The sequence below is a fragment of the Rhodanobacter sp. UC4451_H18 genome (assembly GCF_052978225.1).
Window position 1 is genome coordinate 2,604,763 of the sequence record NZ_CM129663.1, and the last position, 21,843, is coordinate 2,626,605.

General features: G+C 68.2%; 21 protein-coding genes and 1 riboswitch. Of the genes, 4 read left to right on the forward strand and 17 right to left on the reverse strand.

Translation table 11 applies throughout. The features are described 5' to 3' along the window. Positions 1-61: 61 nt before the first annotated feature. From ACVCMG_RS11805 to glnK, 8 genes are all read right to left on the reverse strand, one after another. Positions 62-1,990 (reverse strand): M56 family metallopeptidase, encoded by a 1,929-nt coding sequence (locus tag ACVCMG_RS11805; protein ID WP_447114204.1) that lies wholly within the window; start codon positions 1,988-1,990, stop codon positions 62-64. A gap of 1 nt (position 1,991) precedes the next feature. Beyond that, on the reverse strand, positions 1,992-2,378 hold the full coding sequence (locus ACVCMG_RS11810; RefSeq protein ID WP_447114205.1) for a BlaI/MecI/CopY family transcriptional regulator: 387 nt from the start codon (positions 2,376-2,378) through the stop codon (positions 1,992-1,994). Between the two features lie 99 nt (positions 2,379-2,477). Beyond that, positions 2,478-2,921 carry a nuclear transport factor 2 family protein gene (locus ACVCMG_RS11815; protein ID WP_447114206.1) on the reverse strand — a complete coding sequence of 148 codons (444 nt, stop codon included), beginning with the start codon at positions 2,919-2,921 and terminating at the stop codon, positions 2,478-2,480. A 48-nt stretch (positions 2,922-2,969) separates the two neighbouring features. Continuing rightward, a complete protein-coding gene (locus tag ACVCMG_RS11820; RefSeq protein WP_447101441.1) occupies positions 2,970-3,839 on the reverse strand; it encodes a helix-turn-helix transcriptional regulator in 870 nt (289 codons plus the stop codon). A 34-nt stretch (positions 3,840-3,873) separates the two neighbouring features. Continuing rightward, on the reverse strand, positions 3,874-4,899 hold the full coding sequence (locus ACVCMG_RS11825) for a ribonucleotide-diphosphate reductase subunit beta (protein WP_447114207.1): 1,026 nt from the start codon (positions 4,897-4,899) through the stop codon (positions 3,874-3,876). Positions 4,900-4,914: 15 nt separating this feature from the next. After that, positions 4,915-5,139 carry a hypothetical protein gene (locus ACVCMG_RS11830; RefSeq protein WP_447101443.1) on the reverse strand — a complete coding sequence of 75 codons (225 nt, stop codon included), beginning with the start codon at positions 5,137-5,139 and terminating at the stop codon, positions 4,915-4,917. A gap of 17 nt (positions 5,140-5,156) precedes the next feature. Next, positions 5,157-7,595, reverse strand: coding sequence for a ribonucleoside-diphosphate reductase subunit alpha (locus tag ACVCMG_RS11835; RefSeq protein WP_447114208.1), 2,439 nt, complete (start codon positions 7,593-7,595; stop codon positions 5,157-5,159). 154 nt (positions 7,596-7,749) lie between these two features. Continuing rightward, positions 7,750-7,964: riboswitch (cobalamin riboswitch) on the reverse strand. A gap of 89 nt (positions 7,965-8,053) precedes the next feature. Further along, a complete protein-coding gene (glnK, locus tag ACVCMG_RS11840) occupies positions 8,054-8,392 on the reverse strand; it encodes a P-II family nitrogen regulator (RefSeq protein ID WP_136259205.1) in 339 nt (112 codons plus the stop codon). A 186-nt stretch (positions 8,393-8,578) separates the two neighbouring features. Here glnK and ubiK point away from each other — a divergent pair, with 186 nt between their 5' ends. The 3 genes from ubiK to ACVCMG_RS11855 all read left to right on the forward strand — a co-directional run bounded on the left by ubiK (position 8,579) and on the right by ACVCMG_RS11855 (position 12,437). After that, complete coding sequence (gene ubiK, locus ACVCMG_RS11845) at positions 8,579-8,842, forward strand: ubiquinone biosynthesis accessory factor UbiK (RefSeq protein WP_395121277.1); 264 nt, start codon at positions 8,579-8,581, stop codon at positions 8,840-8,842. A gap of 148 nt (positions 8,843-8,990) precedes the next feature. Beyond that, entirely contained in the window at positions 8,991-10,484 is a 1,494-nt protein-coding gene (locus ACVCMG_RS11850) for a YifB family Mg chelatase-like AAA ATPase (protein ID WP_395120508.1), read from the forward strand. 165 nt (positions 10,485-10,649) lie between these two features. Beyond that, entirely contained in the window at positions 10,650-12,437 is a 1,788-nt protein-coding gene (locus tag ACVCMG_RS11855) for a cation:proton antiporter (protein ID WP_395120506.1), read from the forward strand. A 92-nt stretch (positions 12,438-12,529) separates the two neighbouring features. Here the strand turns inward: ACVCMG_RS11855 and aceA are convergent, their stop codons facing one another. Both aceA and aceB read right to left on the reverse strand, forming a co-directional pair. Beyond that, complete coding sequence (gene aceA / locus ACVCMG_RS11860; RefSeq protein ID WP_447114209.1) at positions 12,530-13,825, reverse strand: isocitrate lyase; 1,296 nt, start codon at positions 13,823-13,825, stop codon at positions 12,530-12,532. A 142-nt stretch (positions 13,826-13,967) separates the two neighbouring features. Further along, positions 13,968-15,560 (reverse strand): malate synthase A, encoded by a 1,593-nt coding sequence (gene aceB, locus ACVCMG_RS11865; protein WP_447106933.1) that lies wholly within the window; start codon positions 15,558-15,560, stop codon positions 13,968-13,970. Between the two features lie 123 nt (positions 15,561-15,683). Between aceB and ACVCMG_RS11870 the strand changes: the two genes are divergently transcribed. Next, positions 15,684-16,724, forward strand: coding sequence for a LysR family transcriptional regulator (locus ACVCMG_RS11870; protein ID WP_447106932.1), 1,041 nt, complete (start codon positions 15,684-15,686; stop codon positions 16,722-16,724). Positions 16,725-16,767: 43 nt separating this feature from the next. Here the strand turns inward: ACVCMG_RS11870 and ACVCMG_RS11875 are convergent, their stop codons facing one another. The 7 genes from ACVCMG_RS11875 to ACVCMG_RS11905 all read right to left on the reverse strand — a co-directional run bounded on the left by ACVCMG_RS11875 (position 16,768) and on the right by ACVCMG_RS11905 (position 21,832). Further along, positions 16,768-17,364, reverse strand: a complete 597-nt coding sequence (locus tag ACVCMG_RS11875) for a 1-acyl-sn-glycerol-3-phosphate acyltransferase (RefSeq protein ID WP_447097850.1) — start codon at positions 17,362-17,364, stop codon at positions 16,768-16,770. After that, positions 17,361-17,783 carry an alternative ribosome rescue aminoacyl-tRNA hydrolase ArfB gene (arfB, locus tag ACVCMG_RS11880; RefSeq protein ID WP_447097851.1) on the reverse strand — a complete coding sequence of 141 codons (423 nt, stop codon included), beginning with the start codon at positions 17,781-17,783 and terminating at the stop codon, positions 17,361-17,363. The genes ACVCMG_RS11875 and arfB overlap by 4 nt, the downstream gene beginning before the upstream one ends. A 110-nt stretch (positions 17,784-17,893) precedes the next feature. Continuing rightward, positions 17,894-18,595: a pseudouridine synthase gene (locus ACVCMG_RS11885; RefSeq protein ID WP_447114210.1), complete on the reverse strand. Its 702-nt coding sequence runs from the start codon at positions 18,593-18,595 to the stop codon at positions 17,894-17,896. Between the two features lie 101 nt (positions 18,596-18,696). Continuing rightward, positions 18,697-20,337, reverse strand: coding sequence for a ubiquinone biosynthesis regulatory protein kinase UbiB (gene ubiB, locus ACVCMG_RS11890; protein WP_447115415.1), 1,641 nt, complete (start codon positions 20,335-20,337; stop codon positions 18,697-18,699). Positions 20,338-20,342: 5 nt separating this feature from the next. Then, complete coding sequence (locus tag ACVCMG_RS11895; protein ID WP_447114211.1) at positions 20,343-20,993, reverse strand: ubiquinone biosynthesis accessory factor UbiJ; 651 nt, start codon at positions 20,991-20,993, stop codon at positions 20,343-20,345. Between the two features lie 133 nt (positions 20,994-21,126). Beyond that, positions 21,127-21,597, reverse strand: coding sequence for a tRNA (uridine(34)/cytosine(34)/5-carboxymethylaminomethyluridine(34)-2'-O)-methyltransferase TrmL (gene trmL / locus ACVCMG_RS11900; protein WP_395120493.1), 471 nt, complete (start codon positions 21,595-21,597; stop codon positions 21,127-21,129). A 25-nt stretch (positions 21,598-21,622) separates the two neighbouring features. Next, positions 21,623-21,832 (reverse strand): hypothetical protein, encoded by a 210-nt coding sequence (locus ACVCMG_RS11905; protein WP_447106930.1) that lies wholly within the window; start codon positions 21,830-21,832, stop codon positions 21,623-21,625. Between the last annotated feature and the right edge of the window lie 11 nt (positions 21,833-21,843).

Here is a 21,843-nt window from a genome sequence, read left to right on the forward strand (position 1 = left end):
CCTTTGCTGTTACGGGAGCTCTCAGGCGTCGATGCGAGAGGCTTTGCCGGATGCGGCGCGCTCAATCCCGCGCGGTCTTCTGCGCCAGGCCCTTCGCCACCGCCTCGTCCAGCAGTTGTGCCATCTGCTGCTCCGCCTTGGCGGAGGCGGCTTGCTGGCGTTCGCCGAGGATGGCCTGTTGCTTGCCGAGGACCTCTTGTTGCCGGCCAAGCTCGGCCTGTCGGGCGGCCAGGGCCGCCTGTCGATCGGCGACGTCGGGTTGCTGCTTGTCGAGCTGCGCGCGGGCGGCGTCGAGTTCGCGCTCCCGGGCGTCCAGCGCGGCGGAGGATGCGGCGGAATCGCTGCGGCCGACGAGGGCGGCGCGGCGGGCGGCCAGTTCGGCGGCCCTGCCGGCCAGTTCGGCCTGGCGCGCGGCGAATTGCCCCTGATCGGCGGCGATACGGCCCTGCTGTTCGCCCAGTCGGCCCTGTTTCTCGCCCAGCGCGCCTTGCTGCTCGCCCAGCTTGCCCTGCTGTTCGGCCAGGGCGGAAAGCGGTGCGTAGATCGCCTTGGCCCGTTCGAGGGTGGCGCGGTCGCGGATCGTCCAGGACGTGTCGCCGCGGCGGAACCACAGCAGGGGCTCGCCGCGCTGATGCAGCCGGCGCACGGCGGCGAGATCGGCGTCGGTGCCGTTGACGGTGGTCGAGTTGCCGTCCAGCAGGGCGAAGGCGTAGCCGGTGTCGTCGTGGGTGCTGATCATCATGTGGCTGCCCATGCCGGTGATCGGTGCGGGCGGTGCGGGAGGAGCCGGCGGTGCTGGCGGTGCCGGCGGTGCCGGTGGAGCGGCCGGCGCGACCATGGCGGGCAACGCGGGCGCGGTGGCCGGCGGCGGTGCGGGCGGCGCGGGCGGTGGCGGCGCCATCCATGCGGTGGAAGCACTGCGCGCGGGCGGCGCCGGTTGATCGGACGCCGCGGCGGTGACGCGATACGGCAGCACGCCGGCGATCGCGATCACGGCAACCAGCAGCCAGCCCTGCACGCGCTGGCGGGGAAGCATCGGGGTGTGTTGCAACATGGTCAGTCGCCTCTTGAGGTTGCCGAACGAAGGGGACGCGCCGGCCAGGCCGGCACGCAGGGGATGCGCCACGCCCAGCTGCAGCAGCAACCGGCCATAACGCTGCGGTTCGATGTCCGGCTGCGCCAGCACCTGCGCGTCGCACGCCGCCTCGCGCGCCAGTGCGTACTCGCGCATCGCCCACGCCACCAGCGGGTGGAAGAAGAACAACCGCTGCGCCATGGCCGGAATCCAGCCCAGCCACAGGTCGCCGCGCCGCACGTGGGCCAGCTCGTGGATCAGCGCCAGCGATGCATCGCCTTCGCTCAACGCGTGTCCGGTCGGCAGCAGGATGGTGGGGCGACGCCAGCCGAGTACCTGCGGCGAAGCGATCGCGGCGGAGGCGCGCAAGGCCGGCGCGCGGCGCAGGCCCAGGGCGTGTGCCTGCGTCGCGCATTGTGCTTGCAGCGACGCATTGGCCACCGGCGTGGATTCGCGCAGCAGCCGGCGCGCCTGCCAACCCTGACGGACGATGGCCGGCAGTTGCGCCAGCAAGCCCGCCAGCCACAGCAGGGCCAGCGCCAGCGGCGCGTGCGCCAACCAGCGGGGAGCGGCGGGCGACGCCGGTGTCGGCGCGCGGTTCTCGTGCGGTGCCGCCGCGACGCTCGCCGTGGCATTGACCAGCAGGTTGGCCGGCGCAGGCGTCGACACCACCGCCGCGTCGAGCGTGCGTTCGACCGCCGGCGGCGACAGCAGCCGCAGCTGCAGCGGCGCATGCCAGACCATGCCGGCCAGCAACTGTGCGCCGACCAGCCACCACAAGGTGCAACGCATCGCCGCCGACAGCCGCGGCAGCAGGCGCACCAGCAGGGCGAGCAGGCCGATCAGAATCACCGCCTGCAGCGAAGTCCAGCCCAGCCGGGCCAGCAGCGAGATGACGACGTGGTGGATGGACATGTCAGGACTCCCGCCGCCGGCTCTGCAACTGCGCCACCAGCGCCTCCAGCTCCGCCAGCTCGTCGTCGCTCACTTCGGCGCGCTCGGACATCCACGCCACGAACGGCGAGACCGAACCGCTCAGGGTCTTCTCGACGAAGCTGCCCACCGCGCTGCGCATCGCCTCGCCGGGGCCGGTGGCGATGCTGTAGCGGAACATGCCGCGCAGCTGCTTGCGCTTGAGATAGCCCTTGCCGCGCAGCCGCTCCATCATCGTCAGCACGGTGGAGCGGGCCAGCCCGCGCGGCTCGCCGAAGCTGGCGGCCACCTCGCCGACAGAAGCGGCGCCGCTCTCGTCGATGTGCTGCAGCAGCGCCAGTTCCTGGTCGCCGATGGAAGGTTTGCGCATGCCCGTTCCCGCTTGACTACAGTTGTAGGCAAGCTACGCCATGCTTACATCTGTAGTCAATAGCCCGTGCGGCCACCCTGCCGAAGGTCATGCAGCGGGTTACGGTGTCGCCACGCGGGTCGCCTGGGTGAAGATCACCTGCCAGTGGCCGTCGTGCTCGCGCCAGATGTCGGCGAAGCGCAATCGCGCCTTGAACGGCTTGCCCTCGCTGCTGCCCTCCAGCGTGGCCACGCCGCCGAGCACGGCGCCACCGGGCCAGTGGCGCACGACCTCGTGCTCGACCGTGAACGGTTTCAGCGAATAGCCGGGGGCGGTGTAGTCGCGGATGAAGTCCGCCTTGTTCTCGACCCGGGCGCGGCTGTTGAACAGCACGTAGTCGTCGGCGAGCAGGCGCTGCAGCGCCGCGCCATCGCCTTCGACCTGGGCGCGGTCGAACGCGGCCACCGCACGGGCCAGCGCGGGCGGCAACGAGGCGTGCGGCGCGGTTGCCGCGGCGGGTGCGATACCCAGCATAAACGCGAGCAGGGTGGCGGACAGTTTCATGGTGGCCTCCGTCGAAGGCCCGGCGAGCGGCCGGGCATGGCTCCGACGCTAGGACTCCGGCCGGTGTGCCGCTATCAAATTCTTGCCCGTGCGGGCCAGCGCCGACGGATGCAGGGTCGCGCGCGCGGCGCGCGGGGTCAGTCCGACATGTCGCCGGAAGGTGGCGCCGAAATGGCTCTGATGACTGAAGCCCAGCTCGCTGGCCAGTGCGGCGAGATTGTCCGCGCCGTGGGCGAGGCGGTCGAGTGCGAGCGCGATGCGCAAGCGCGTGCGGTAGACGACCAGGCTGCTGCCGCAGGCGCGGCGAAACAGGCGCGAAAGGTGGAACGGCGAGCAACCGGCATGGGTGGCGAGTTCGGCCAGTCCGACGTCTGCGGTCGGATCGGCCAGCAGCACTTCCTGCACCCGGCCAAGTCGACGCCGGGTGGTTGCGGACAGCGGCGCGATGCTCGCTGCAGCATCGTGCCGAAGCACCGCGGTGCACAGTGCGGCGGCCGCCTCCTCCACCCGCAGCCTGTCGCGCCCGTCGTGGGCGAGCGCCGCGTGGAGCGCACGATGCCGGTACTGGTCGACGGCTTCGACCGGTCGCGCCGCGTCGGCCGACCCGCGCAGGCGCCGGCCGAACAGCGCCTCCTCGTGCGCGGGCGCCACCTCGAAACAGCTGCCGGCGTCGCCGCCCTCGAACGGGTGCGAGATGCGGTAACTGTCGCCGGCGCGGTAGAGCAGGGCGGTGGCGGGGTCGCCCACGTATTCCGCCCCGCGCACGTGATAACCGAAGCCGCCACGCCGCAGCAGTACCAGGTGAGTGCGCTCGTCGCCGCGTTCGCCGCCGCAACCACCGCGCGGGTGGCTGCAGTCGATGTCGGTGATCCGCAGCAGCGGACTGTCGAACAGCACGGTGAGACGGGAGGCACCCATGGCTCGCTCGCTGGGGGCAGGGTGCGCCAGCGTCTCAGAACGCCATGTCGAACGCCACCTCGCCCTGCACGCCGACCTGGTAGGCCGAGACGCGACGCTCGAAGAAGTTGGCCAGCTCCTGCACATCCTGCAGGTCCATGAAGTCGAACGGGTTCTTCGCGCCGTACTTCTTCGGCATGTCGAGCTGGGCAAAACGCTGGTCGGCGCAGTATTCGAGGTACTGGCGCATGTCCTTCACCGACATGCCGGCCACGCCGCCGGACAGCACGTCCTCGGCGAACTGGGTCTCGCAGGCGATCGCGTCCTCCATCATCTGCTCGACCTGCGTGCGCATGGCGTCGTCGAACAGCTCCGGCTCCTGCTCGCGCACGGTGCGCACCACCTCGAAGGCGAACGCCATGTGCCCGCTCTCGTCGCGGAACACCCAGTTGGTGCCGGCGGCCAGTCCGTGCAGCAGGCCGCGCGAGCGCAGGTAGTAGACGTAGGCGAACGCGGCGTAGAAGAACAGGCCTTCGATGCAGGCGGCGAAGCAGATCAGGTTGAGCAGGAACTGGCGGCGATGCTCGCGCGTCTCCAGCCGGTGCAGACCCTGGATCGAGTCGATCCACTTGAAACAGAACGCACCCTTCTGCCGGATCGACGGGATCGTCTCGATCGCCGCGAACGCGCCGTTGCGCTCGGCCGGGTCGGGAATGTAGGTGTCCAGCAGGGTGAGGTAGAACTGCACGTGCAGCGCCTCCTCGTACAACTGGCGCGACAGGTACATGCGCGCTTCCGGCGCGTTGATGTGCTGGTACAGGTTCAGCACCAGGTTGTTCGACACGATGGTGTCGCCGGTGGCGAAGAACGCCACCAGGCGCCGGATCAGGTGGCGATCGGCGGCCGACATCTTGGTGTCGAGGTCGCGCGTGTCCATCGAGAAATCCACCTCCTCGACGGTCCAGGTGTTCTTGATCGCGTCGCGGTACCTCTCGTAGAAGCCGGGGTAACGCATGGGGCGCAGGGTGAGTTCGAAACCGGGATCGAGGATGTGGGCGTTGCGGTTGGGTTGGGCGGACATCATTGTTCCTTCGATTCAAAGCTTGCGTGCATAAGCGTCATGCGCGAAGCGGCTGACATAGGTGGCGAGGCCGAGGCCCGCTTGCGCGAGTTTCTGCATGTTCGCGACGTGCTCGCGGCCGGTGGCCTCGTCGGTGTATTCGTAGGCATCACCGTTGACGAAACGGATGCGGATGAAGCCGTCGCCGTATTCGTACGCGGCGACGCCGGAGTGGCCGTGGAGATTCCGGTAACGCTTCATCGCGACACCTCGTGGCGCTATTGGCAGGCCTCGCAATATTCCGGGTTCTCCAGTGAACAAAACACCGCGGCCGTGGCTTGGGCCTGATCGGGTACCGCCGCCACCGTGGTCTTGGCGATTCTTGTGGCCGGCCTCGAGCGCAGGTAGTACGTGGTCTTGATGCCGGCCTTCCACGCGTACATGTACATCGAGCTCAGCTGGCCGATGTTCGGGTTTTCCATGAACAGGTTCAGCGACTGGCTCTGGTCGACATATGCGCCGCGCGCGGCGGCCAGGTCGATCAGCGACTTCTGCGGCAGTTCCCACACCGTGCGGTAGATCGCGCGCAGGCGTTCGGGGATCGCGGCGATGCCCTGCACCGAGCCTTCGGCGAGCTTGATCGCGTCGCGGATTTCGGACGTCCACAGTCCCAGCGTCTTCAGTTCGTCGGCGAGATGGCGATTCACCTGCAGGAAATCGCCGGACAGCGTTTCGCGCTTGAACAGGTTGCTGACCTGCGGCTCGATGCACTCGTAGCAGCCGGCAATCGAGGCGATGGTGGCGGTGGGCGCGATGGCGATCAGCAGCGAGTTGCGCAGGCCGTTTTGCTTGATCTTCTCGCGCAGCGCGTCCCAGCGTGTGCTGTCCTGTGGCGTGGCGTTCGGCCAGTGATCGAACTGCAGCTCGCCATTGGCGGCACGGCTTTCGGCAAAGCCGGGATGCGGACCTTCGGCTTCGGCCAGTTCGGCCGATTGCGACAGGGCATTGAAGTAGATCTCCTCGGCGATGCGGGTGGACAGCGCCAGCGCCTCGGGCGAGTCGAATGGCAGGCGCAGCTTGAAGAACACGTCCTGCAGGCCCATCACGCCGAGCCCGACCGGGCGCCACTTCATGTTCGCGTTGCGCGCGGTGTCGATCGGGTAGAAGTTGAGGTCGATCACCCGGTTGAGCTGGCGCACTGCAGTGCGCACGGTCGAGGCGAGCTGGTCGAAGTCGAACGCGCCATCGCGCACATGCCGCGCCAGGTTCACCGAGCCCAGATTGCATACGGCCGTCTCGGTCGCCGAGCTGACTTCCAGGATCTCGGTGCAAAGGTTGGACAAGTGGATCACGTTCCCGGATTTGGCCGTCTGGTTGGAGGTGGCGTTGCAGCGGTCCTTGAACGTCATCCAGCCGTTGCCGGTCTGCGCCAGCGTGCGCATCATGCGTGCGTACAGTTCGCGCGCTTTCACGGTCTTCACGGCGAGGCCATCGGCTTCGGCCCTGCGGTACGCAACATCGAACGCCTCACCCCAGCTGTCGACGAAGTGCGGCACCACCTTCGGATCGAACAGCGACCACTCGCCGTCGCTCTCGACCCGGCGCATGAATTCGTCGGGAATCCAATTGGCGATGTTGAGGTTGTGCGCGCGGCGGGCGTCGTCGCCGGTGTTGTCGCGCAGTTCGAGGAAGTCCTCGATGTCGGCATGCCACGATTCCAGGTAGACGCAGGCCGCGCCCTTGCGCTTGCCGCCCTGGTTCACCGCGGCCACCGAGGCATCCAGCGTCTTCAGCCACGGCAGCAGGCCGTTGGAGTGGCCGTTGGTGCCGCGGATCAGCGAGCCGCGCGAGCGCACCCGCGAGTACGCCAGGCCGATGCCGCCGGCGAACTTGCTGAGCTTGGCCACGTCGGCGTACTTGTCGTAGATCGACTCCAGCGAGTCGACCGGCGAGTCGAGCAGGTAGCACGAGCTGAGCTGCTCGTGCGCGGTACCGGCGTTGAACAGGGTGGGCGAACTGGCGAGGTATTTCAGCGAGGACAGCAACCGGTACAGTTCCAGCGTCTCGCCGATCTCGTTGCCGCCCAGCGCGCAGGCGACGCGCATGAAGAAGTGCTGCGGTGTCTCGATCACCAGGCGCGTTTGCGGGTGGCGCAGCAGGTAGCGGTCATACACCGTGCGCAGGCCGAAGTATTCGAAGCGGCGGGTGGCGAGCACGTCGATCGCGTCGTTGAACTTGCGTGCGTTGGCGGCCACGAAATCACGCAGGCGGTCGTTGAGGATGCCCAACTCGGCGCCGCGCGCGATCGACTGCGAGTAGCTCTGGATTTCCTGGCCGCCGACCTCCTTGTCGATGTACGCGCCGAGCAGGCGCGCGGCCAGCTGGCCATATTCGGGTTCCTCCGCGGTCAGCGCGGCGGCGGTGCGGATCGAGAGCTGATCCAGCTCGGCGGTGGTGGCGCCGTCGTACAGGCCGCCGATGGTTTTCAGTGCCACGCGCAGCGGGTCGACGCCGTGCAGCCCTTCGGCGCTGCGCGTCACGGCGCGCACGATCTTGTTAACGTCGACGGCTTCCTGGCCGCCGTTGCGCTTGGTCACGTGCATGGAGGCCGCGCTGTGCGGCGGGGTCAGCGCGAACGCGGTGTCGGTTTGGTGGGGGGCGGGTGTTTCGGCGGGCGCGACGGCGCGCTCGCGTTCGGCGGTATCGAGGGCTTGCATGGCAGGTGGCTCCGGCTGGACATCAAACGCCTGCTCCCGCGCGCAGGGCCTGATAGCGAAAGATTCCGGAGGCGGCGCGCAAGCCGGGCGCCGTGCGGCGACCTGGCTCCACGACGCACTTCCCCGCGGAAGCCGTCACTACGCAGCGGGACACGTTCGTCCCGCTGTGCCGGCAGGTCTTCGGACTTGCGGACGAGGATCGAGGCGATCCGCCTACTTGTCTTCGCTTCCCAGCCACGGCGGGCCAGTGCACGTGAAGACGTTCGTTTCCGCTCTACCGCTGCGGGGCAGTTCCGGAGTCACACCGGATTCCCTTTTAAGCCAAACCGATGTCGCATCGGGTCTGGCACCGACGCGCACAACATATCGGGTGGCTCGGGAAGGGTCAACCCAACAAGTTGTGCGCAAGTCGTTTTGCGGGCCGGACGCGGCGGGTGCCTGCGCGGGCTGCGGCGACGTTACAGCGCATCGTGATCCAGCTCGCCGGTGCGGATGCGGATCACCTGCTCCAGCGTGCTTACGAAGATCTTGCCGTCGCCGATCTTGCCGGTGCGCGCGGAGGCCTGGATCGCCTCCAGTACACGGTCGAGCTGGTCGTCCGCCACCGCCACTTCCAGCTTGATCTTGGGCAGGAAATCGACCACGTACTCGGCGCCGCGATACAGCTCGGTGTGGCCCTTCTGGCGGCCGAAGCCCTTCACCTCGGTCACCGTGACGCCTTGCACGCCGACCTCGGCCAGCGCCTCGCGCACATCGTCCAGCTTGAACGGCTTGATGATCGCCACGACCAGTTTCATGCAGCATTCCTCGTTTCGGCCGGGCGGCAGGCGCCCGCAAACCTGCATTCTGCCCGGCCGGCGGGGCGCTGTCGCCTCACCGGGAGCGGTGTAGGACAATCCCTACAGTCTTTGATGGAGCATACCGATGGCGGCAACACGCGGCGTTCACCTAGCATTTACCCCGACGAGTTCGAGGCGCTGTCCATGATGGACAAGCAGGATATCGATCAGATTGCCCTGCGACTTGTGTCGTTGGTACCGCCAGGACTGGCACAGGTGCAGCAGGATTTGCGCACCAACTTCCGGGATGTTCTGGCGCAGGGATTGCGCCGCCTCGACCTGGTCACTCGCGAAGAGTTCGACGTGCAGACCCAGGTGCTCGCCCGCACCCGGGCCAAGATCGACGAGCTGGAACAGCGGGTGGCCGAGCTCGAAGCTGTCGTCGCCTCGCGCGGCGGTCAGCGCTGACCACCTCCCGGGAGCCGCCTCCGATCCGTCACCCTCACCCCGAGAACGATCGGAGGCGGTTATTTATCCAGCGCTGCTGATGGAGTCGCGCGATGTTTGTGCCAGTCAGCGCGCCACCGCCATCGCTGCGCCGCCGGCCCCTGGCCGCATGAGCCTCGCCGTCACCCTCAGCCGTGCCCAGGAAGGCATCGCTGCCCCGCAGGTGATGGTCGAGGTGCATCTCTCCGGCGGCTTGCCCTGCACCAACATCGTCGGCCTGCCCGAGGCCGCCGTGCGCGAGGCGCGCGACCGCGTGCGCGTGGCAATCCAGAACACTGCCTTCGAGTATCCCAACCGGCGCGTCACGGTGAACCTGGCGCCGGCCGAACTGCCCAAGGATGGCGGGCGTTTCGATCTCTCCATTGCACTGGGCATCCTCGCCGCCAGCGGCCAGGTGCCGCGCGAGAAACTGGATGACTGCGAGTTCCTCGGCGAGCTGGCGTTGACCGGCTCGCTGCGCGGTATCTCCGGCGTGCTGCCGGCGCTGCTGCGCGCCCGCGCGCGCGACCGTCGGGTGGTGGTGCCGCGCGAGAACGCGGCCGAGGCCGCGCTGGTGCCGGACGTCGACGTGCGCGTCGCCGAGACCCTCGCCGAAGTCTGCGGCTGGCTGCGCGGTGCGCACGACCTGTCCGCGCCGGTGGGCATCCCCAGCGATGGCGGCGCACATGACGGGCCGGACCTGGCCGACGTGCGCGGGCAGTTGCAGGCACGCCGCGCGCTGGAGATCGCCGCGGTCGGTGGCCATCACCTGCTGCTGGTCGGTCCGCCGGGCACCGGCAAGACCATGCTGGCCGAACGCCTGCCCGGCATCCTGCCGCCGCTGTCGGAGTCGGAGGCGCTGGAGACCTGCGCCGTGTTGTCGGTCGCGGGCCAGGTCACCGATCCCGTGCGCTGGCGCCGGCGCCCGTTCCGCGCGCCGCACCATACCGCCTCGGCGGTGGCGCTGGTCGGCGGCGGCTCGTTTCCTCGTCCGGGCGAGATCTCGCTGGCGCACAACGGCGTGTTGTTCCTCGACGAGCTTCCCGAGTTCAGCCGGCACGTGCTGGAGGTGCTGCGCGAGCCGATGGAATCGGGCCATATCATGATTTCCCGGGCGGCGCGGCAATCGACCTTTCCTGCCCAGTTCCAGCTGGTCGCGGCGATGAATCCGTGCCCGTGCGGCTATGCCGGCGAGCCGCGCTGCCAGTGCACGCCCGACCAGGTGCAGCGTTACCGCGCACGTATTTCCGGGCCGCTGCTGGATCGCATCGACCTGTGCGTGCAAGTGCCGCCGGTGGCGCTGGCCGAACTGGGCACGCCCCGCAACGCGCGCGACGAGGACTCCGCCACCGTTCGCGTTCGCGTGCTCCATGCCCGCCGCCACGCACTGATGCGCGCAGGCCGGCCGAACGCGGAGATCAGCACGCGCGAACTGGAGCGCGATTGTGCGCTGGGGCCGGCGGAGCGGCGCTGGTTCGAACAGGCACTCGAGCGGCTGGGCCTCTCCGCGCGCGCCTATCATCGGGTGCTGCGCGTCGCCCGCACGATCGCCGACCTCGACGGCGGCGCCGCCTTGCTCGAACGCGAGCACCTGGCCGAAGCCCTGCAGTACCGCAGGGTGTAAAGGCAGGAGTGAGTGGAGAGGAATGAGGAGTGAGAGAAAGCATGTCGCGACATGCCGTTGCTCTTCTCTCACTCATCATTCCTCTCCGCTCACTCCTGCTCTTTCCTGCTGGACGCACGCGCCGCCGCATGTTCCGATGTCGCCCTGACCATTCCAGGGACTGCGATGACGATCGATCTGGGCCTGATGCTCGCCGGCATGCTGATGATCGGGTTTCTCGCGCAGTGGCTGGCGTGGCGGGTGAGGCTGCCGGCGATCCTGTTCCTGCTGCTGGCCGGCATCGCGCTCGGGCCGGCCACCGGGGTGCTCGATCCGGACAAGCTGCTGGGCGATCTGCTGTTTCCCACCGTGTCGCTGGCGGTGGCGCTGATCCTGTTCGAGGGCAGCCTGACCCTGCGTTTCCACGAACTGCCCGGCATCGGCAAGGCCGTGCGCGGGCTGGTCAGTTACGGCGCGGTGGCCTCGCTGCTGCTGCTGGCGCTGGCTGCGCATCTGGTCGCCGGGTTGGCCTGGCCGATCGCGCTGCTGTTCGGTGCGCTGGGCTGCGTCACCGGCCCGACCGTGATCGCGCCGATGCTGCGCACGCTGCGACCGAACGCGCGCATCGCCAACACGCTGCGCTGGGAAGGCATCGTGATCGACCCGCTGGGCGCGCTGTTCGCGGTGCTGATTTACGAGGCGATCGTGTCGCGGCAGGAAGGCCACACCATCGGCATCTTCCTGGCAACCATCGGTTGCGGCGTGGGGATCGGCGCCTTGGCTGCCTGGCTGATGGCGTTCTTCCTGCGCCGCCAGCTGATCCCCGAATACCTGCAGAACTATGCGGTGCTGGCCGCGGTGCTGTTCGCCTTCAGCATCTCCAACACGCTGACCCACGAGTCGGGGCTGCTGGCGGTGACGATCATGGGCATTGCGCTGGGCAACCTGCGCGGGGTGCACATCGACGACATCCTCGATTTCAAGGAAAGCCTCACCACGGTGCTGGTGTCGCTGCTGTTCATCCTGCTGGCGGCACGACTGCACTGGCCGCTGCCGGACGGCATGCTGGGCGCGGGCCTCGCGCTGTTCGTGATTGCGCAGTTGCTGGTGCGGCCATTGACCGTGGCGCTCTCGAGTTTCGGCAGCGGCCTGAATTGGCGCGAGCGCGCACTGATCGGCTGGGTGGCGCCGCGCGGCATCGTGGCGGCGTCGGTTTCCGCGCTGTTCGCGTTGCGCCTGGATCAGCTCGGCGTGGCCGGCGCCGAGGCGCTGGTGCCGCTGGTGTTCACCCTCATCATCGGCACGGTGATCCTGCAGAGCGCCACCGCGCGGCCGCTGGCGATCTGGCTGAAAGTGGCCGAGCCGGAGCCGCGCGGCGTGCTGATCTTCGGCTCGGACCACGTGGCGCGCGCGATCGCCCAGTCGCTGCACGACGCCGGCTTCCGCGTGATGCTGGCCGACGACGACTGGGAGGGCATCCGGCTGGCGCGCATGGACGGGCTGACCACGTTCTTCGGCAACCCGGCCTCGCCGCATGCGGAACGCCATCTCGATCTGACCGGCATCGGCCGGCTGCTCGCGGTGTCCACCCATCGCGAGCGCAATTCGCTCGCCTGCGTGCGCTACCGACAGGAATTCGGCCGCGACAAGGTGTATCGCCTGCGCAACCTCACCCCACGCGAGAACACCGACCGCGCCGCGCTCGCCGGCAGCCTGCTGGCGCCGCCGCTGTTCGACGAGGAGATGACCCACGGCCGCTTCGCGCAGATGCTGGACGAAGGCTGGCGGATCAAGTCGACCAAACTCACCGCTACCTTCGACTGGCCGCAATTCGTCGAACAGTACGGTTCCGGCACGGTGCTGATGTTCGGCGTGGAGGAAAAAGGCGCCTTGCGGGTGGCCTCGACCAAGCGCGAACTGGAGCCGAAGCCGGGCTGGACCGTGATCGCGCTTGTACCGGCGAGCGAGAAGTGAGTGAAGAGGAGTGAGGAGTGAGAAAAAGCGGGAGCATTCCGCGCCCTTGCTCTCTCTCACTCCCCACTCCTCATTCCTCACTTCTCGCCTTCTCACGCGGCCGAGGCCTGCTTGAACTGCGCCTCCTCGGTCGAGCCCTTCAGCGCGGTGGTCGAGGACTGGCCCTGCTGGATCGCCTGGGTCACCGCGTCGAAATAGCCGGTGCCCACTTCGCGCTGGTGCTTCACCGCGGTGAAGCCGCGATCGGCGGAGGCGAACTCCTTTTCCTGCAGTTCGACGAAGGCGCTCATCTGGCGGCGCGCGTAGCCGTGGGCGAGGTCGAACATGCCGTAGTTGAGGCTGTGGAAGCCGGCCAGGGTGATGAACTGGAACTTGTAGCCCATCGCGCCCAGTTCCTTCTGGAAGCGGGCGATGGTGGCGTCGTCCAGGTTCTTCTTCCAGTTGAAGCTGGGCGAGCAGTTGTAGGCCAGCATCTTGCACGGGAACTTGGCGTGGATCGCCTCGGCGAAGCGGCGCGCATCGTCCAGGTTCGGCTTGCTGGTCTCGCACCACACCAGGTCGGCGTAAGGCGCATAGGCCAGCCCGCGGCTGATCGCCTGGTCCAGGCCGGGCCTGACCCGGAAGAAGCCTTCGACGGTGCGCTCGCCAGTGAGGAACGGCTTGTCGTTGTCGTCGATGTCGGAGGTGAGCAGGTCGGCCGCATCGGCATCGGTGCGCGCCACGATCAGCGTCGGTACCCCGGCGACGTCGGCGGCCAGGCGCGCGGCGTTCAACTTGTCGACCGCCTCGCGGGTGGGGACCAGCACCTTGCCGCCCATGTGGCCGCACTTCTTGACGCTGGCCAGCTGATCCTCGAAATGCACGCCGGCGGCGCCGGCCTCGATCATCGCCTTCATCAGCTCGAACGCGTTCAGCACGCCGCCGAAGCCTGCCTCGGCATCGGCCACGATCGGCACCAGCCAGTCGATGTCGTGGTTGTCCTCGGCGTGGTGCAACTGATCGGCGCGCAGCAAGGTGTTGTTGATGCGCTTGACCACCAGCGGCACCGAGTTGGCCGGGTACAGCGACTGGTCGGGATACATTTCGCCGGCCACGTTGGCGTCGGCGGCGACCTGCCAGCCGCTCAAGTAGATCGCCTGCAGGCCGGCCTTGACCTGCTGCATCGCCTGGTTGCCGGTGAGTGCGCCGAGCGCGTTGACGAACTCCTCCTGGTGCAGCGACTTCCACAACCGCTCGGCACCGCGACGGGCCAGCGAATGCTCGACCGCGACGGTGCCGCGCAGGCGCACCACGTCATCGGCGGAGTAGTTGCGCTGGACGCCGGCCCAGCGGGCATTGTTCTTCCAGTCCAGACTGATCTGTTCGGCGGTGGGCAGGGTGCTCTTCATGGCATGGCTCCGGTGGTGTTGAGCCCCTCTCCCTGCGGGAGAGGGGTTGGGGAGAGGGTTCGGACGGAGCGTGTCAGCACACTCCGCCGCGCCCCCTCATCCGCCCTTCGGGCACCTTCTCCCGGAGGGAGAAGGGAGAAAATCACAGTTGGTCGTACGCGGGCAGGGTGAGGAAGTCGGCCAGTTCGTCCGCATGGGTCATGCGGGAGATCAGGGCGGCGGCCGCATCGGCGCGGGCGGCGCCGGGGTGCTGGCTCTGGCGCAGGCGATGGGTGTGGGCGGCAAGCGCCTGGTCGAACAGCGCGAAGTCGATCGGTGCGTGGTCGGGGAACTCGAGATCTCCGTGATGCAGCCATTGCCACAACTGCGCGCGGGCGATCTCGGCCGTGGCGGCGTCTTCCATCAGGTGATGGATCGGTACGCAGCCCAGGCCGTCCAGCCATGCGGCGGTATAGCTCAGGCACACCTCGACGTTGTTGTCGAAGCCGGCGCGGCTGATGGTGCCGCCGGGCGCGGCGAGCAGCTGCTCGCGGCTCACCCGCACGTCCTCGCGCAGTTTGCCGAGCTGGTTCGGCGCGGGCATGTATTCGTCGAAGATCGCCTGCGCCACCGGCACCAGCGCGGGGTGGGCGACCCAGGTGCCGTCGTGGCCGGCTTTGACCTCGCGCAGTTTGTCGGCGCGCACCTTGTCTAGCGCCGCTTCATTCGCCGCCTCGTCGCCCTTGATCGGGATCTGCGCCGCCATGCCGCCCATCGCGAAGGCGCCGCGGCGGTGGCAGGTCTTGATCAGCAACTCGGAATAGCCTTTCAGGAACGGCACCGTCATGCCGACCTGGCCGCGCTCGGGGAGCAGGCGGTCGCGATGGCCGCGCAGCGTTTTCAGGTAGGAAAAAATGTAATCCCAGCGACCGCAGTTGAGGCCGACGATGCGACGGCGCAGCGCGTGCAGGATCTCGTCCATCTGGAACGCGGCCGGCAGGGTCTCGATCAGCACCGTGGCCTTCATCGTGCCGCGCGGCAGCTGCAGTTCGGCCTCGGCGGCGCTCATCACCTCTTCCCACAGCGCGGCCTCTTCCATCGCCTCCAGCTTGGGCAGGTAGAAGTACGGGCCGCGGTCGCGCTGGTGCAGCGTGCGTGCGTTGTGGAACACGAACAGGCCGAAGTCGACCAGCGCGCCAGACAGCGGGGTGCCTTCCACGCTGAAAAAACGGTCATGCAGATGCCAGCCGCGCGGGCGCACCACCAGCACGGCGGGGTTGCTGCCGACCTGGTAGGTCTTGCCCTCGGGCGAACGGAACGTGATCGTGCCGTCGACCGCATCGCGCAGATTGACCTGGCCGTCCAGCTGGTTGGCGAAGGTGGGCGAGGAGGAATCCTCGAAGTCGGCCATGAACACCCTGGCGCCGGAATTCAGCGCGTTGATGATCATCTTGCGCTCCACCGGGCCGGTGATCTCCACGCGGCGGTCGCGCAGCGCGGCCGGGATCGGTGCCACGTTCCAATCCGATTCGCGGATTGCCGCCGTGTCGGCGCGGAAATCCGGCAGGGCACCGGCATCCCAGGCAGCCTGGCGCTGGCGACGCTCTCGCAGCAGGTGTTGCCGCGACGCCTCGAAGCGACGGTGCAGCCGGGCCAGGAACGCCAGCGCGGCCGGGGTCAGGATGGCCGCGTAGGCGGCGCCGTCGGCGAGGACCTCCGCGGGGCCGGTGTGGAGTTGTTCCTGCGCTGCTGCCATCGTTTCGCTCCGCGTCGTGGGTGACTCGAAGCTAGGCCGGCAAATATCTGTTTGACAAAGTGAATGTTTCAATCATTACTATGAGCAATATCAATATCTGATACAACTTGCTGAAATGACTTGATGAAAACTCCCGGCGTTCCGCTGAAGCAGCCGAAAAAATCGTCTCGCAGCGCAGCAAAAAAACGTACCCCCGGCGAACGCGCCGAGGAGGCTGGCGGCCGTTTCTACTACAAGGGCAACCGCCACAAGCAACTGCGCGCCTTCGTCAGCGTGGTGAAACTGGGTACGCTGACCCGCGCCGCCGAAGCGTTGTACGTGTCGCAACCCACCATCAGCCTGCAGTTGCAGGCGCTGGAACGCGAGCTCGGCGCCACCTTGCTTGAGCGCCGCCGCCGACGCATCAATCTCACCGACGCGGGCGAGGCGCTGTACGAGCTGGCGCGCCCGCTGGTGGAAGGCTGGGACACGCTGGATCGCGATTTCCAGGCGAAGGCGAAGGGTCTGCAGGCCGGCCGGCTGGTGATCGCCGCCGGCACCTCCACCATCCAGTACCTGCTGCCGGAACTGGTGCGCCGCTATCGCGAACGCTTCCCGGCGGTGCAACTGCAGTTGGCCAACGTGACCGGCAAGGACGGCATGGCCATGCTGCGTGCCGACGAGGCGGATTTCGCGGTCGGCTCGATGCTGGACGTGCCCAACGACATCGCCTGGGCGCCGGTGCAGCACTACGACCCGATGCTGATCATGCCGCCCGACCACCCGCTGGCGACGAAGGACAAGATCACCCTGGAGGATCTTTCACCCTACGGACTGATCCTGCCGCCGCAGCGCCTCTCCACCTATCGACTGGTCGACCTGGTGTTCCAGCAGCGGCAGGTGCCCTATCACGTCGCGATCGAGGTCGGCGGCTGGGACGTGATCAAGGAATACGTGGCGATGGGCATGGGCATCTCCATCGTCACCGGCATCTGCATCACCGACGCCGACCGCGGGCGCCTGGCCGTGCGCAACATGCAGCAGTTCTTTCCCCAGCGCAGCTACGGCGTGGTGATGCGCAAGGGCAAGTTCCTCAGCGCCGAGGCACGCGCCTTCATCGACCTGATTCGCCCCGGGCTGCTGACGCATCGCGAACACGATGATCCGGGGCATTCGCAGCGGTGATGCCCGAGGCCGCTCTGCGAACCTCGCCCCTGCGTGCGGGATTTCAGACGTCGCGATGCTTGCCCTTGAACGGCGCGTACCACTCGCGCAGGCGCTGCATGGTTGCGCCCATGTCGGTGCCGGCATCGAACAGTGGGCCGAGCTGGATGGTCCTGTCGGGGTAATGGAACGCGACCGGGAAGATCGGCACGCCGGCATCGTGGGCGATGTGCCAGAAGCCGCTCTTCCAGCGCGTCACCGGTTTGCGCGTGCCTTCGGGGGCGATGCCCAGCCACAGTTTCTCGCGCTGGCGGAACTGGTCGATCATCTGTTCGACCACGCCCTTGGCCGCGCTGCGGTCGATGGGAACGCCGCCGAGCCGACGCAGCAGCCCGCCCAGCGGGCCGCGAAACAATTCCTGTTTGCCCATGAAGTGCACGTCGGCGCCGATCGCCACCTTGATCAGCAGCCCCCACACCCCGTCCCACCACGAGGAGTGCGGGGCGGCGATCAGCACCAGTTTGGGGACGTCGGGAAATTCGCCGGTGAGACTCCAGCCGCACAGGCGCAACACGCCGCGGCAGATGCGTCGTTGCCAACCGTCGCGCAGCTTCGGCATGCGGGCGGGCAACTGGGCTGGAGTGAAGACGCGACGCTTCATTCGAACTCCGGTTTGCGCGAACGGGTCTGCTTGATCCTGCCGCGCTGCTGCTTGCCGGCCAGGCGGCGTTCCTTCGAGGCGCGGGTCGGTTTGGTGGCGACGCGTTTCTTCGGCGGCAGCAGCACGCCGCGAATCAGTTCGGCCAGCCGCTCGCGCACGTCGTCGCGATTGCGCGCCTGGTCGCGAAAGCGCCGGCCCTGGATCACCAGCATCCCTTCGGCGGTAAGCCGGCGATCGCGCCGGGCCAGCAGCCGCGCGCGCACCTCCTCCGGCAGCGACGGCGAGCCCGCCACGTCGAAGCGCAATTCCACCGCGCTCTCGGTGCGATTCACATGCTGACCGCCCGGGCCGTCGGCGCGCAGGAAGCGCTCGATCAGTTCGGACTCGGGCAGGGCGAGGGTGCGGCTGATGGTCAGCATGGGGGGAAGTTTAGGGGAGAAGCGAGAAGCGAGTGGAGAGAAGTGAGGAGTGAGAGAGAGCGAAGGCAAGCCGTACCCCGGCTTTTCTCTCACTCCTCACTTCTCTTCACTCACTCCTGCTTCAAGCCCCAGCCGAACTGCGCCAGCAATCGCGCGAATGCCTCGTCCAGCGGCGCCTCCAGTTGCATCGGCGAGCCACTCACCGGATGCGCGAACGAAAGCCGCCACGCGTGCAGCAGCATCCGGTGGCAGGCAAAGTGCTGCTTGTAGAGGCGGTTGTGGTCGCTGCGGCCGTGCTGGCAGTCGCCGATCACCGGGTGATGGATGTGCGCCAGGTGCTTGCGGATCTGGCGGAAGCGGCCGCTCTCAGGCTCCGCCAGCAGCAGTGCGTAGCGTTGCTGCGGGTAGCGGCCGAGTGCGATCGGCAGCTCGATCGTGGCCAGGCGCCGGTAGCGCGTGCGCGCTTCGCGGCGCGGGCCGGTTTCGCGCGAGCCGGGCAGGGGATAGTCGATCACGCCTTCGGCCGGCTCCGGCCAGCCGCGCACCACCACCAGGTATTGCTTGTGCACCTCGCGCTGCATGAACTGCTCGCCAAGCGCGGCGGCGACCTCCTTGCTGCGCGCCACCAGCAGCACGCCGCTGGTGGCGCGGTCGAGCCGGTGCGCCAGGTACACGTTGCCGCCGACCTGCTCGCGCAGCAGGTCGATCAGGAACGCGTCGGCGGGCCCCACGAACGTCGAGCGGTGTACGGCCAGGTTCGCGGGCTTGTTCACCGCGATCAGCGCGTCGTCCTGGTAGAGGATGTCGATCATGCGTTCGAGCTTCCGCGCTCTGGTTATTCGTGGGAGCCCGCTCGCGGGCGATGCTGCGGGTGCCCGTGAAAAGCATCGCCCGCGAGCGGGCTCCTGCACGGTCAACGCGAGCGCGGCCAGCCGATGGCGAAGGAGAGGAAACCGGCGATACCGGCGCCCAGCGGCGGCCAGATGCCGTGTTGCGGGGCCAGCGTCCACAGCAGCGCGGCGCCGATCAGCAGTGCGCTGCCGAGCAGGCTGCAGGCCAGCGTCCTGTGCTGGCGACGGGCATTCTCCTGCGCCAGTCCGAGGACCAGCGGATCGGCTGGCTCACGCCGCTCGCCGCGACCGATCTGACGCAGCGCATCACGTACCAGGTCGGGAAACTCCGGCGCGTGGTGCAGCCATTCGGGCAACCGTTTGCGCACGTCGCGCAGGGTGCGCAGCGGGCTGTAGCGCTGGCGCAGGATCCGCTTGAGCACCGGATGCGCGACTGCCCAGATGTCGATCTCCGGATCGAGCATGCGGCCGACGCCCTCGATGTTGAGCAGGGTCTTCTGCAGCAGGATCAGCTGCGGCTGCAGGGTCAGCTCGAAGCGGCGCGCGGTCTGGAACAGCTTGACCACCAGCTCGGCCAGCGAAATCTGCGACAGCGGGCGGGTGAAATACGGCTCGCACACGGTGCGCACGGCGGCTTCCAGTTCGTCCAGCCGCACGTCGGCGGGCATCCAGCCGGCGGCCACGTGCAGTTGCGCGATGCGGGCGTAGTCGCGCTCGAACAGCGCGATGAAGTTCTGCGCCAGCCAGTACTGGTCGGCCTCGGGCAGCGAGCCCATGATGCCGAAGTCCAGCGCGATGAAGCGCGGCTCGTCCAGGCGCGACGGGTCCACCCAGATGTTGCCGGGGTGGGCGTCGGCGTGGAAGAAATTGTCGCGGAACACCTGCTCGTAGAACACCCGCACGCCCTTGGCGGCCAGTGCCTTGCGGTCGAGCCCGGCGGCGTCGATCGCTGCGATGTCGTCGCTGCTGATGCCGTGCACGCGCTCCAGCGTCAGCACGCGCGAGGCGGTCAGTTCCCAGTGCACCGCCGGTACGTACAGGTCCACGCCGCTGGCGAAGTTGCGCTTGAGCAGGCTGGCGCTGGCGCCTTCGCGCTGCAGGTCGAGTTCGTTCTCCAGCATCTTCTCGACTTCGGCGACGACGTCGAGCGGGCGGATCTTGTCGGCATTCGGGTGCCAGCGCTGGGCCAGTTCGCCGAGCGAGCGCAGCAGCTTCACGTCGCGGGCGATCTGCGCATCGATGCCCGGCCGCAGCACCTTCACCACCACCTCGCGGCCGTCGGCCAGGGTGGCGGCATGCACCTGGGCGATCGAGGCCGAGGCCAGCGGCGCCTCGTTGAATTGGGCGTATAGACGTCCAACCGGGAGTTTCAGCTCCCGCTCGACGATGGCACGCGCCTCGCTGCCGGGGAACGGCGCCACCTGGTCCTGCAGCAGCGACAGTTCGTCGGCAATGTCGGCGGGCACCAGGTCGCGGCGGGTCGACAGCACCTGGCCGGCCTTGACGAAAATCGGTCCCAGCTCGGTCAGCGCCCGGCGCAGGCGTTCGCCGCGCGAGAGGCTGGCCACGTCGGCGCGCGGTCGCGCCAGCAGCGGGCGCAGCAGTTTCAGCGGGCGGAACAGGTGCGCGGCGTCGACCAGTTCATCCAGCCGCCATGCCAGCAGCACCGAGGCCACTCGCAGCAGGCGCGGCACCACGCGCAGCGGCGTCACGCGGCGTCGCCCTGCAGTTGCCGCGCCAGCCGCTGCACGCGTGCGGCCAGTCGTTCGCTGTGTTCGCGCAAACTGTCCACTTCGTCGAGAAAGGTGTCGACTTCGCCAGGCGCCAGGGCCACGCGGGTTTCGTCGCGCACCCAGTCGGCGGCGTCTTCGACGAGATGGGCGCCACTTTCGCGGGCATGCGCCAGGCCCCTGCGCACGGCCCTGGCCAACGGCACGCCGAGCACGTCGCCGAAACTGCGCGCGAAGGCCTCCTCGAAATCCGGCGCGAACTTGCCGGCCAGTTTTTCCAGGCGGCGCGCCAGTTCGGCATCGCCGGCGATCTCCACCTTGCCCGGCGCGATGCCGTCGTCGTCGCGGCGCAGCAGCATCGCCAGCAGGCTGCCCGGCGTCGCGGCCACCTTCAGCTGGCTGTCGTCGCGCGGCGGGCCGACTTTCAGGTGCGCCTGATCGACCGTGATGGCCAGCGCCAACTCCGGCCCGCGCAGATGCAACTGCACGCTGCGACCGTTCAACGCGGTCAGCCGCTGCTGCGTGTCGGGATCGAGCGACAGCGTGTGATTCAGCGCGGTTTCCAGCGCGCGCCCGGCGAGCTTGCGCAGAGGTTGCGGCATCCAGGCGTTGGGGGTGGCAGCGTTCATCCACCGATTGTAGCGGGGCGGCGCCTCGGGTAGCGCCTGGGCGCTGCCGGGAATAGGGAATCGGAAGAGCGTTCTATCTCTGGTTTGAAGGGGCCGCGGACGGTGCCGCTTTTGCCCGCGCCATTCCGATTCCCTATTCCCGGCTCTCACCAGCGAAACCGAGCTGGCGCCAGGCCTCGTAGACCGCCACGGCGACGGTGTTCGACAGGTTCAGGCTGCGGCTGTGCGGGCGCATCGGCAGGCGCAGGCGTTGTGTCGGCGGGATGGTGTCCAGCACGTCGTCCGGCAGGCCGGCGGTTTCGCAGCCGAACAGCAGCGCGTCGCCGTCGGCAAAACGCACGTCGACGTGGGGCACGCTGCCGCGCGTGGTGAAGGCGAACACGCGTGGCGCGCCGAGCGCGGCGAGGCAGGCGGACAGGTCCTCGTGCACCGCGACGCTGGCGTATTCGTGATAGTCCAGCCCGGCGCGGCGCAGGCGGGCGTCGTCGAGCTCGAAGCCCAGTGGACGCACCAGGTGCAGTGCCGCGCCGGTATTCGCGCAAAGACGGATCACGTTGCCGGTGTTGGGAGGGATCTCGGGGCGATGCAGGATGACATGGAGCATCCACGCATTATCGCTTGCGCCATGCTCAGCCGGCCACGCGCGGGCAGACCACGCCGTCCGGCGGCAGCGCGCAGCTGCTCGGCGCGGCCAGCAGGATGGTGGCGATGCCGCCGTCGTGGGCGAGCTCGACCGGCGGCGTGGCGGTCGTGGTGGTCAGCATGGCGGCGAGGATGAGGCCGCACACCACGAGGCTGGCAATGAACAATCCGTGCAGCATGAAAGTCTCGAATTTCACGGTTACATCTC

What these genes read in the sequence shown, in the direction of transcription:
- ACVCMG_RS11805 (WP_447114204.1), bottom strand. Translation starts at nt 1,990, where the DNA reads ATGTCCATCCACCACGTCGTCATCTCGCTGCTGGCCCGGCTGGGCTGG.
- ACVCMG_RS11810 (WP_447114205.1), bottom strand. Translation starts at nt 2,378, where the DNA reads ATGCGCAAACCTTCCATCGGCGACCAGGAACTGGCGCTGCTGCAGCAC.
- ACVCMG_RS11815 (WP_447114206.1), bottom strand. Translation starts at nt 2,921, where the DNA reads ATGAAACTGTCCGCCACCCTGCTCGCGTTTATGCTGGGTATCGCACCC.
- ACVCMG_RS11820 (WP_447101441.1), bottom strand. Translation starts at nt 3,839, where the DNA reads ATGGGTGCCTCCCGTCTCACCGTGCTGTTCGACAGTCCGCTGCTGCGG.
- ACVCMG_RS11825 (WP_447114207.1), bottom strand. Translation starts at nt 4,899, where the DNA reads ATGTCCGCCCAACCCAACCGCAACGCCCACATCCTCGATCCCGGTTTC.
- ACVCMG_RS11830 (WP_447101443.1), bottom strand. Translation starts at nt 5,139, where the DNA reads ATGAAGCGTTACCGGAATCTCCACGGCCACTCCGGCGTCGCCGCGTAC.
- ACVCMG_RS11835 (WP_447114208.1), bottom strand. Translation starts at nt 7,595, where the DNA reads ATGCAAGCCCTCGATACCGCCGAACGCGAGCGCGCCGTCGCGCCCGCC.
- glnK (WP_136259205.1), bottom strand. Translation starts at nt 8,392, where the DNA reads ATGAAACTGGTCGTGGCGATCATCAAGCCGTTCAAGCTGGACGATGTG.
- ubiK (WP_395121277.1), top strand. Translation starts at nt 8,579, where the DNA reads ATGATGGACAAGCAGGATATCGATCAGATTGCCCTGCGACTTGTGTCG.
- ACVCMG_RS11850 (WP_395120508.1), top strand. Translation starts at nt 8,991, where the DNA reads ATGAGCCTCGCCGTCACCCTCAGCCGTGCCCAGGAAGGCATCGCTGCC.
- ACVCMG_RS11855 (WP_395120506.1), top strand. Translation starts at nt 10,650, where the DNA reads ATGACGATCGATCTGGGCCTGATGCTCGCCGGCATGCTGATGATCGGG.
- aceA (WP_447114209.1), bottom strand. Translation starts at nt 13,825, where the DNA reads ATGAAGAGCACCCTGCCCACCGCCGAACAGATCAGTCTGGACTGGAAG.
- aceB (WP_447106933.1), bottom strand. Translation starts at nt 15,560, where the DNA reads ATGGCAGCAGCGCAGGAACAACTCCACACCGGCCCCGCGGAGGTCCTC.
- ACVCMG_RS11870 (WP_447106932.1), top strand. Translation starts at nt 15,684, where the DNA reads ATGAAAACTCCCGGCGTTCCGCTGAAGCAGCCGAAAAAATCGTCTCGC.
- ACVCMG_RS11875 (WP_447097850.1), bottom strand. Translation starts at nt 17,364, where the DNA reads ATGAAGCGTCGCGTCTTCACTCCAGCCCAGTTGCCCGCCCGCATGCCG.
- arfB (WP_447097851.1), bottom strand. Translation starts at nt 17,783, where the DNA reads ATGCTGACCATCAGCCGCACCCTCGCCCTGCCCGAGTCCGAACTGATC.
- ACVCMG_RS11885 (WP_447114210.1), bottom strand. Translation starts at nt 18,595, where the DNA reads ATGATCGACATCCTCTACCAGGACGACGCGCTGATCGCGGTGAACAAG.
- ACVCMG_RS11895 (WP_447114211.1), bottom strand. Translation starts at nt 20,993, where the DNA reads ATGAACGCTGCCACCCCCAACGCCTGGATGCCGCAACCTCTGCGCAAG.
- trmL (WP_395120493.1), bottom strand. Translation starts at nt 21,597, where the DNA reads ATGCTCCATGTCATCCTGCATCGCCCCGAGATCCCTCCCAACACCGGC.